Annotated in this window: 7 protein-coding genes; 5 read left to right on the top strand and 2 right to left on the bottom strand. The window is 68.4% G+C overall.

All coding sequences use genetic code 11. The annotated features are described in order from the left end of the window. On the top strand, positions 1 to 892 hold an 892-nt coding region (locus ACFWF3_RS15400; protein ID WP_379314175.1), incomplete at its 5' end, for an alpha/beta fold hydrolase. A gap of 103 nt (positions 893 to 995) precedes the next feature. On the opposite strand, the gene ACFWF3_RS15395 is transcribed toward ACFWF3_RS15400, so the two are convergent. Next, positions 996 to 2,126, bottom strand: a complete 1,131-nt coding sequence (locus ACFWF3_RS15395; RefSeq protein ID WP_379314176.1) for a GTP-binding protein — start codon at positions 2,124 to 2,126, stop codon at positions 996 to 998. 89 nt (positions 2,127 to 2,215) lie between these two features. Here ACFWF3_RS15395 and thiD point away from each other — a divergent pair, with 89 nt between their 5' ends. Beyond that, positions 2,216 to 3,064: a bifunctional hydroxymethylpyrimidine kinase/phosphomethylpyrimidine kinase gene (thiD, locus tag ACFWF3_RS15390; protein ID WP_379314174.1), complete on the top strand. Its 849-nt coding sequence runs from the start codon at positions 2,216 to 2,218 to the stop codon at positions 3,062 to 3,064. Between the two features lie 146 nt (positions 3,065 to 3,210). Here thiD and ACFWF3_RS15385 read toward each other — a convergent pair whose 3' ends face one another. Beyond that, complete coding sequence (locus ACFWF3_RS15385) at positions 3,211 to 3,996, bottom strand: TetR/AcrR family transcriptional regulator (protein ID WP_379314173.1); 786 nt, start codon at positions 3,994 to 3,996, stop codon at positions 3,211 to 3,213. 90 nt (positions 3,997 to 4,086) lie between these two features. On the opposite strand from ACFWF3_RS15385, the gene ACFWF3_RS15380 reads away from it, so the two are divergent. The 3 genes from ACFWF3_RS15380 (at position 4,087) to ACFWF3_RS15370 (ending at position 8,135) form a co-directional block, all read left to right on the top strand. Continuing rightward, positions 4,087 to 4,713: a class I SAM-dependent methyltransferase gene (locus ACFWF3_RS15380; RefSeq protein ID WP_378996106.1), complete on the top strand. Its 627-nt coding sequence runs from the start codon at positions 4,087 to 4,089 to the stop codon at positions 4,711 to 4,713. Between the two features lie 69 nt (positions 4,714 to 4,782). Beyond that, the gene (locus tag ACFWF3_RS15375) at positions 4,783 to 6,081 is read left to right on the top strand and encodes a glycosyltransferase (RefSeq protein ID WP_379314172.1); all 1,299 of its coding nucleotides are present in this window, start codon (positions 4,783 to 4,785) and stop codon (positions 6,079 to 6,081) included. Further along, positions 6,078 to 8,135 carry a glycosyltransferase family 39 protein gene (locus tag ACFWF3_RS15370; protein ID WP_379314171.1) on the top strand — a complete coding sequence of 686 codons (2,058 nt, stop codon included), beginning with the start codon at positions 6,078 to 6,080 and terminating at the stop codon, positions 8,133 to 8,135. Before ACFWF3_RS15375 ends, ACFWF3_RS15370 begins: the two co-directional genes overlap by 4 nt. Positions 8,136 to 8,164: the final 29 nt, after the last annotated feature.

The following is an 8,164-nucleotide window of genomic DNA, read 5'->3' as shown; positions in this document are numbered from 1 at the left end:
CTTCCTGCACATCCGCTCCTCGCGCGCCGATGCGATACCGGTGATCCTCACCCATGGCTGGCCCGGTTCGATCCTCGAATACCTCGACGTGATCGCGCCCCTCACCGAGCCGGAATCGGCCGACGCGCCCGCCTTCCACCTCGTCATCCCCTCGCTGCCCGGTTTCGGCTTCTCCGGCCCCACCCGCAGCACCGGCTGGAACCGCTACCGCACCGCCCGCGCCTGGGCCGAGCTGATGGCGCGCCTGGGCTACCAGCGCTACGGCGCCATCGGCAACGACGGCGGCTCGATGGTCTCCCCGGAGATCGGCCGGATCGCGCCCGACACGGTGATCGGCGTGCACGTCACCCAGCTGTTTTCGTTCCCGTCCGGCGACCCGGCCGAGTTCGAGGGCCTGTCCGAGGCGGATATGGCCGCGCTGCAGCATCTCCAGTGGTTCCACGAGAACAAGATGGCCTTCAATACCCTGCACAGCCAGCAGCCGCAGACGCTGGCCTACGCGCTCGCCGATTCCCCGGTGGGTCTGCTCGGCTGGAACGCGCAGCTGTTCGGCGAGTCGCTCGACGCGCAGTTCGTGATCGCGAATGTGGCGCTGTACTGGCTCACCGGGACAGCGGGTTCGTCGCTGCGCTTCTACTACGAGGACGCGCACGCCACCGAGCAGCCGACCGAGCCGACCACGGTCCCGACCGGGCTGGCCATGTTCGCCGGCGATTTCCAGTCGATCCGCCGGTTCGCCGAGCGCGACCACAGCAAGATCGTCAGCTGGAATTCCTACGACACCAGCGCGGGTACGGGCGGCGCGAACGACGCGGCCGGGCACTATGCCGCGCACGAGGCGCCCGCGGTGCTGGTCGGCGACATTCGCGAGTTCTTCGCCGGGCTGGCCTGATTCGTCCAGGTGCCGCGGCCCACGCTCCCCTCATCGGTGCGTGGGTCGCGACCCATTCGAATCATGCACCAGCGCAGTGTGATACGCGCAGCAAAGATGCCAATCAGTGATGCTCGTGCAGGTCGGCCCAGGCCGGAAACGGATCGGCGTAGCCGGTCCACGCGCTCGGGCCCGCCGCGAACTCCGCGTCGGTGAGCAGCGCGGCGTCGAGTTCGCGCCGCACGGCGGGGGCGTCGAGGCGCACTCCGATGAACACGAGCTCCTGTCCGGCAGGCACTTCCAGTTCCGACCACCACGCGCCGGGTTCGAAGGTCAGATTCGGGCCCGCCTGCGACCAGATCGCCGCCAGCTCGGGACGGCTCGCGATCCAGCAGAATCCCTTGCTGCGCAACATCCCCCGCAATCGCTCCAGCACGGCGGCGAGGCGTTGCGGATGGAAGGGCCGGTCGGCGAGAAAGGTGATGCTGCTGATTCCGTATTCCTCGGTCTCGGGAGCGTGTCCCCCCGCCAATTCCTCTGCCCAGCCTTCGGATTCGGCCGCGACCACCGGGTTGTAGCGTCCCGTGGCAAGCACTTCGTGCAGATCCACGACGCCCTTTTCGGTTCGCAGCACGTGCGCGCGCGGGTTGAGCCTTCGTACGGTCGCCTCCACCGTGGCCGCGGCGTTCGCGCTGACCAGGTCGGTCTTGTTGATCAACAGCACGTCGGCGAACTCCACCTGATCGACCAGCAGATCGGCGATCGAGCGGGCATCACCCTCGCCGGCTTCGAGGTCGCGTTCCGTGAGCGCCTGTCCGCGGACGAGTTCGGCCAGGAAGGTCGAGGCGTCGACGACGGTGACCATGGTGTCGAGGCGGGCGATGTCGCCGAGGCGGAACCCGTCGTCGAACTCCCAGTCGAAGGTGGCGGCCACCGGCATGGGTTCGGAGATGCCGGTGGACTCGATCACCAGCTGGTCGAAGCGGCCCTCGCGTGCCAGACGCGCGACGGCTTCGATCAGGTCCTCGCGCAGGGTGCAGCAGATGCAGCCGTTGGTGAGTTCGACCAGCTTCTCCTGGGTGCGGTCGAGGTGCCCCTGGCCCGCGATCAGCGCGGCGTCGATATTGACCTCGCTCATGTCGTTGACGATCACCGCGACCCGGCGGCCGTCGCGGTTGGCGAGGATGTGATCGAGCAGTGTGGTCTTGCCTGCGCCGAGGAAGCCGGACAGGACGGTGACGGGCAGAGGTGTCAGGGTGTTGGTCACGAGTTAATGATAATGGTTTTCATTTGCAGTGCCCAGGTGGGGTCTCGCGACGGCGAGTGCGGTCGTAGGGTTGGGGCGTGAAGATGTTGCCGCTGACCCCCGATGGCCAGACCCCCGTTCGCGCGCTCACCATCGCGGGCACCGACTCCGGTGGCGGCGCGGGCATCCAGGCCGATTCGCGCACCATGGCGCTGTGCGGCGTGCACGCGTGCGTGGCGGTGGCCGCCGTGACCGTGCAGAACACGGTGGGCGTCAGCGGGTTTCACGAGATTCCGCCGCAGGTCGTGGCCGATCAGGTACGGGCGGTCGTGCGCGATATCGGCATCGGCGCGGCCAAGACCGGCATGCTCGCCTCCACCGCGATCATCGAGGCCGTCGCCGGGGTGTGCCGCGAGCTCGGAATCGGGCGCGAGGGCACCATCCCCCTGGTGGTCGACCCCGTCGCGGCTTCCATGCACGGGGATCCACTGCTGCACGCGGAGGCCCTGGAGGCAGTGCGCAACACGCTGATTCCGCTGGCGACCGTCGTTACCCCCAACCTCGACGAGGTGCGTCTGATCACCGGCATCGAGGTGGTCGACGACGCCACCGCGCGCAAGGCCGCCGAGGCATTGCACGCACTGGGCGCGCAGTGGGCGATCGTGAAGGGCGGCCACCTGCGCGCCTCGGAATTCAGCACCGACCTGCTCTACGACGGCGACACCTTCCGCGAGTTCAGCGCACCGCGCATCGCCACCGGCAACGATCACGGCGGCGGCGACACCCTGGCCGCGGCGATCGCCAGCGCGCTCGCCAACGGCTACCCGGTTCCCGACGCGGTGGAGTTCGCCAAGGAGTGGACCTACCGATGCCTCGCCGCCTCCTACGATCTCGGCGCAGGCCACGGCCCCGTATCACCGCTCTGGAGACTTCACGTCGACGCATGATCGGCGCGGCCGCGCACGGCCGAGGTATGCCTAGCGTGGCGTCCCGAACATGTCGGTACCCAGGTTCATACTGAACCCATCGCACCCCCGTCGACCCCAACGACGTGATCGACGAGAACAACGGAGTTCGTGTCGGGCGCGAGATCTCAGTCGAGACCGAAAGCCGAGCGCAGCGGTTCCGACGGGTCGATCTTGACCCCGTTGAAGCGAGCGTGCGCCTGCGCCAGCGCCGAGATGCTCTCGGCCAGATAGTCGACGAAGCGCTCGACCGGCATCGCCGATACTTCGCGCTGGTTCGCGCCGAGCCACCAGTCCGTGGCCGAGGCGACCGCGCCGAAAATCGAATAGTTCACCAATTCGATCCCGGTCACGTCGATCGATTCGGTCGGCAGCAGGCCCGCGAAGAATTCCGCCGCCCGCCGCGCCGATTGGCGGGCCGCGACCAGAGCGCGTTCGGTTTCCTTGGCCTGCTGGCTGAAATGGCTGTGCAGCATGAACCGGAAGACGTTCGGATGCGCCGACACGACCGCCACGTATTCGGTGGCCGCGGTATGGACGAGTTCGCTGATCGAATCGTCGGTGAGATTCACGCTGGTGAGCACGCGCTCCCAAAGCATGTCACGTACCCGGTCGACGATCGCGTTGTAGAGGTCGGTCTTGTCCTCGAAATGGCGATACAGCTTCGGCTTGGCCGCACCGGCTTCCTTGGCGATATCGCCCATGCTCACATCGGGCCCGACCTGATCGAGCGCCCGGAACGCGGCGTCGACGAATTCGATCCGCACCTGCACGCGATGCTCACGCCAGCGTTCGGTCCGCGCGTCGACACGACGCCGCGGCGCCTCGTCCGTCTTGGGGTAACCGCGCGTCACGGTAGTAATACTAGGGCGGGCCGTACCGCGGGTTACGCACCCCACCGAGAGCGGGAACACATTTGCTGAAACAGCAAGATTTCTGGCGCCCGTCGGAGCCGCCGATGCACTATCGGATGATCCTTTCACCCTGACTGACCAGGAGCATCGATGACCGAGACCGTGGCGAACGCCGAAGAGTTCTGGGAAGACTTCTACCGCGAACGTGCGCAGATCTGGACCGGTAACCCGAACCCCCTCCTGGTGCGCGAGGTCTCCGAGCTGACCCCCGGGACCGCCCTCGACCTGGGCTGCGGCGAGGGTGCCGACGCGATCTGGCTGGCGGAGGGCGGCTGGCAGGTCACCGCCGCCGACATCTCCGCGACCGCGATGGAGCGTGGCGCGCGCCGGGCCGCCGAGGTAGGCGTGACGATCGTGTGGGAGCGCCACGACCTCCAGGCGAGCTTCCCGGCAGGCACCTTCGACCTGGTGTCGGCGCAGTTCCTGCACTCCCCGGTGGAACTGCCGGACGAGCGGGCCGGGATTCTGCGCAGCGCGGCGGCCGCCGTCGCGCCGGGTGGCGTACTGGTGGTCGGCGCGCACGCGGCCGCGCCGAGCTGGGCCTCCAGCCAGATGCACGCTCATGTGTTCCCGACCATCGAGCAGGTGCTCGAGCAGCTCGAGCTCGGGCCCGAGTGGCAGGTCGAGACCGCCGAGCTGGTCCACACCCCCTCGACCAGCCCCGACGGTGTGGTCGGCGAGCGCGCCGACAGCGTGCTGCGCCTGCGTCGCGGCTGACCACGATCCCCAGCAACCTCCCAGCTCGGTCCCAGCTCGGTGGCAGCGCGGCCATCGAGTCTGGGTGTCATGACTCAGACCGAGGCCGAGCAGAAGGCCATGCAGAGCAGCCGCGCGCCGGTGCTCGACGTAGTGATACCCGTGTACAACGAAGAGGTCGATCTCGGCCTGTGCGTGCGGAGGTTACATGCCTATCTGCGCGCCGGATTCCCGTTCACAGCCCGCATCACCATCGCCGACAATGCCAGCACCGACGCCACCCTCGCGGTGGCGGAGTTGCTGGCCGCCGAACTCGACGGCGTCGAGGTGCTGCACCTGGACGCCAAAGGGCGTGGGCGGGCCCTGCGGGCCGCGTGGGAAGCCTCGGACGCGGCGGTGGTCGCGTACATGGATGTCGACCTGTCGACCGACCTGGACGCGCTGCTGCCGCTGATCGCGCCGCTGGTGTCCGGGCATTCCGATCTCGCGATCGGCACCAGGCTCGACGCGTCGGCTCGCGTGGTGCGCGGACCCAAGCGTGAGATCATCTCCCGCTGCTACAACCTGCTGCTGAAAACCACTCTGCGGGCGGGCTTTTCGGATGCGCAGTGCGGATTCAAAGCCGTGCGCACCGAGGTCGCGCGCGAACTGCTGCCGCTGGTTCGGGATGGCGAGTGGTTCTTCGATACCGAGCTGCTGGTGCTGGCCGAGCGGGCGGGTCTGCGGATTCACGAGGTGCCCGTCGACTGGATCGACGATCCCGACAGCCGGGTCGACATCATCGATACCGCACGCAAGGACCTGCGCGGAATCTGGCGGTTGACCAGGGCGCTGACCACCGGCGCCCTCCCGCTGGACGAGCTGCGGGCCGCTGTCGGGCGGGAACCGCTGGTCGCCGGAGTACCCCTCGGCATGGTCGGGCAGCTGGTGCGGTTCGCGATCGTCGGGGTGAGCTCGACCCTCGCCTACATCGTCCTGTATCTGCTGTTGCAGCCGCTGCTCGGCAGTCAGGGCGCCAATCTGATATCGCTGCTGGTCACCGCGGTGGGCAATACGGCCGCCAACCGGGCATTCACCTTCGGCGTGCGCGGACGCGGCAACGCGATCTCGCACCAGTTCCAGGGCTTGGCCATCTTCGCGTTCGGGCTGGCGGTCACCAGCGGGTCCCTGTTCGCCCTGCACCGCTGGGCACCCGACGCACCCGTGGCGGTGGAACTCACCGTCCTGATCACCGCCAATCTCGTGGCGACACTCGCTCGTTTCGTCGGCCTGCGCTGGGTGTTCCGCCACGCGGGCGCCGACCGGACAACGAGCGTCTCGCCGGTGTTCGCAGCCACCGAGAGCGCGGAGTCGGCAGCGCGCACGCACGCGGTGGAGGTCCGTCGATGACCACGACCATCGCACCCACCCCACCCGCCGGCATCGCGCAGTCCACGCCGACCCGAAAGCGTTGGGAGCGACCCGCATTGGCGGCGTTGCTGCTCGGCACACTGATCGCCTATCTCATCAATCTGAGCGCCAACGGCTGGGCCAATGACTTCTATGCCGCTGCGGTACAGGCAGGTTCGCAATCGTGGGAGGCGTTCTTCTTCGGCTCGTCCGACGCCGCGAACTCGATCACCGTCGACAAACCGCCCGCTTCGCTGTGGGTGATGGAACTGTCGGTCCGGCTGTTCGGGCTCAACAGCTGGAGCATGCTGGTGCCGCAGGTGCTGCTCGGCGTCGCGAGCGTCGCACTGTTGTGGGCGACGGTGCGCAGGCCGTTCGGACCCGCGGCGGGGTTGATCGCGGGCACGGTGCTCGCGGTGACTCCCGTCGCGGTGCTGATGTTCCGGTTCAACAATCCCGACGCGCTGCTCGTCTTGCTGATGATCGCCGCCGCGTGGGCGATGACACGAGCGGTCGCGGACGGACGGTGGCGATGGTTGCTGCTCACCGGCGCGTTCATCGGATTCGGATTCCTGGCCAAGCAGTTGCAGGTGCTGTTGGTGGTGCCACCGTTGGCCCTGATGTATCTGATCGCCGGACCCCCGAGGCTGGGAAAGCGGGTCGCGCAATTGTTCGCCGCCGGAGCGGCGATGGTGGCAGGCGCGGGGTGGTGGATAGTGGCGGTGGAGCTGTGGCCGTCGGATTCGCGGCCGTGGATCGGTGGGTCGCAGAACAATTCGATCATCGAGCTCACTCTCGGATACAACGGTCTCGGCCGGTTGAACGGCAACGAGACCGGCAGTGTCGGACCCGGCGGGGAACTGCCCGCCGGCGGCAACGGGATGTGGGGAAGCACCGGGATCACCCGGATGTTCGAACCCGCGCAGGGCGGTCAGATCGCGTGGCTGATTCCGGCGGCGTTGCTCGCGCTCGTGGTCGGGCTCGCCTTGCGCGGACGAGCGCCGCGCACCGATGCTCGACGGGCCGCGCTGATCCTCTGGGGCGGTTGGCTTCTCGTCACCGGGCTGGTGTTCAGCTTCATGGCGGGGATCTTCCACCAGTACTACACGGTGGCGCTCGCGCCCGCCGTGGCGGCGCTGGTCGGGACCGGCGCCGTGCAGATCTGGGGTTCGCGTGATCGGCTGTGGGCGCGGTGCGCGGGCGCGGTGGCCATTGCGCTCACCACGGCGACCGCGTGGATGTTGTTGTCACGCAGCGCTTCCTTCCAGCCGTGGTTGCGCTGGACGATCCTTGTCGTCGGTGTCGTCGCCACCGTCGCGTTCGTGTTCCCACTGGCTCGCAAGCAGTCGGTGATCGTGGCGCTCGCCGCTGCCTTCCTCGGCCTCGCCGGACCGATCGCCTACTCGATCGACACCCTCGCGTCCGCGCATTCCGGTGCGATCCCTTCCGCCGGACCGAGTTCCGGCGGGATGCACGGCATGGGGGGACCCGGCATGCGTCCCGGTGGCGACGGTGGCAGGCCCGGCGCCGACGGATCCGCCAGGGGCGGTGCCGCACCTGGCGGGACGGCCCCGGACGGTGCAGCCACGGGTGCGCCGGACGGTGGCGCGCAGGGGCAGGACGGCGCGGCGACGCCGGACGGTGCCGCGCAGGGAACGAACGGCGACCAGCGAATGGGTGGCGCCGGCGGATTGCTGGGCGGATCACGGCCGAGCGATCAGATCGTCACCCTGCTCGAGTCGAACGGCACCGACTACACCTGGGTCGCGGCGGCCGTCGGTTCCAACAGCGCCGCCGGGTATCAGTTGGCCACCGAACTGCCGGTGATGCCGGTCGGCGGGTTCAACGGCAGCGACCCGTCGCCCACCCTCGAACAGTTCCAGCAGTACGTAGCCGACGGAAAGATCCACTACTTCGTCGCCGGTGGGCGCGGTGGTCCCGGCGGGAACAGCGCATCGACCAGCTCGGCGATCACCGCATGGGTGACGGCGAACTACTCGGCGACGACGGTCGACGGGGTAACGCTCTACGACCTCACCCAACCGAAGTCGTAGCCGTCTCGACGACAGGCTGGGCCCGGCGG

The sequence above is a fragment of the Nocardia sp. NPDC060220 genome (assembly GCF_042727815.1).
In the GTDB taxonomy this organism is placed as follows: Bacteria; Actinomycetota; Actinomycetes; order Mycobacteriales; family Mycobacteriaceae; genus Nocardia.
The sequence above is the reverse complement of the archived record's forward strand: the minus strand, read 5'-3'. Positions and strand labels throughout refer to the sequence as shown.

What these genes read in the sequence shown, in the direction of transcription:
- ACFWF3_RS15380 (WP_378996106.1), top strand. Translation starts at nt 4,087, where the DNA reads ATGACCGAGACCGTGGCGAACGCCGAAGAGTTCTGGGAAGACTTCTAC.
- ACFWF3_RS15375 (WP_379314172.1), top strand. Translation starts at nt 4,783, where the DNA reads ATGACTCAGACCGAGGCCGAGCAGAAGGCCATGCAGAGCAGCCGCGCG.
- ACFWF3_RS15370 (WP_379314171.1), top strand. Translation starts at nt 6,078, where the DNA reads ATGACCACGACCATCGCACCCACCCCACCCGCCGGCATCGCGCAGTCC.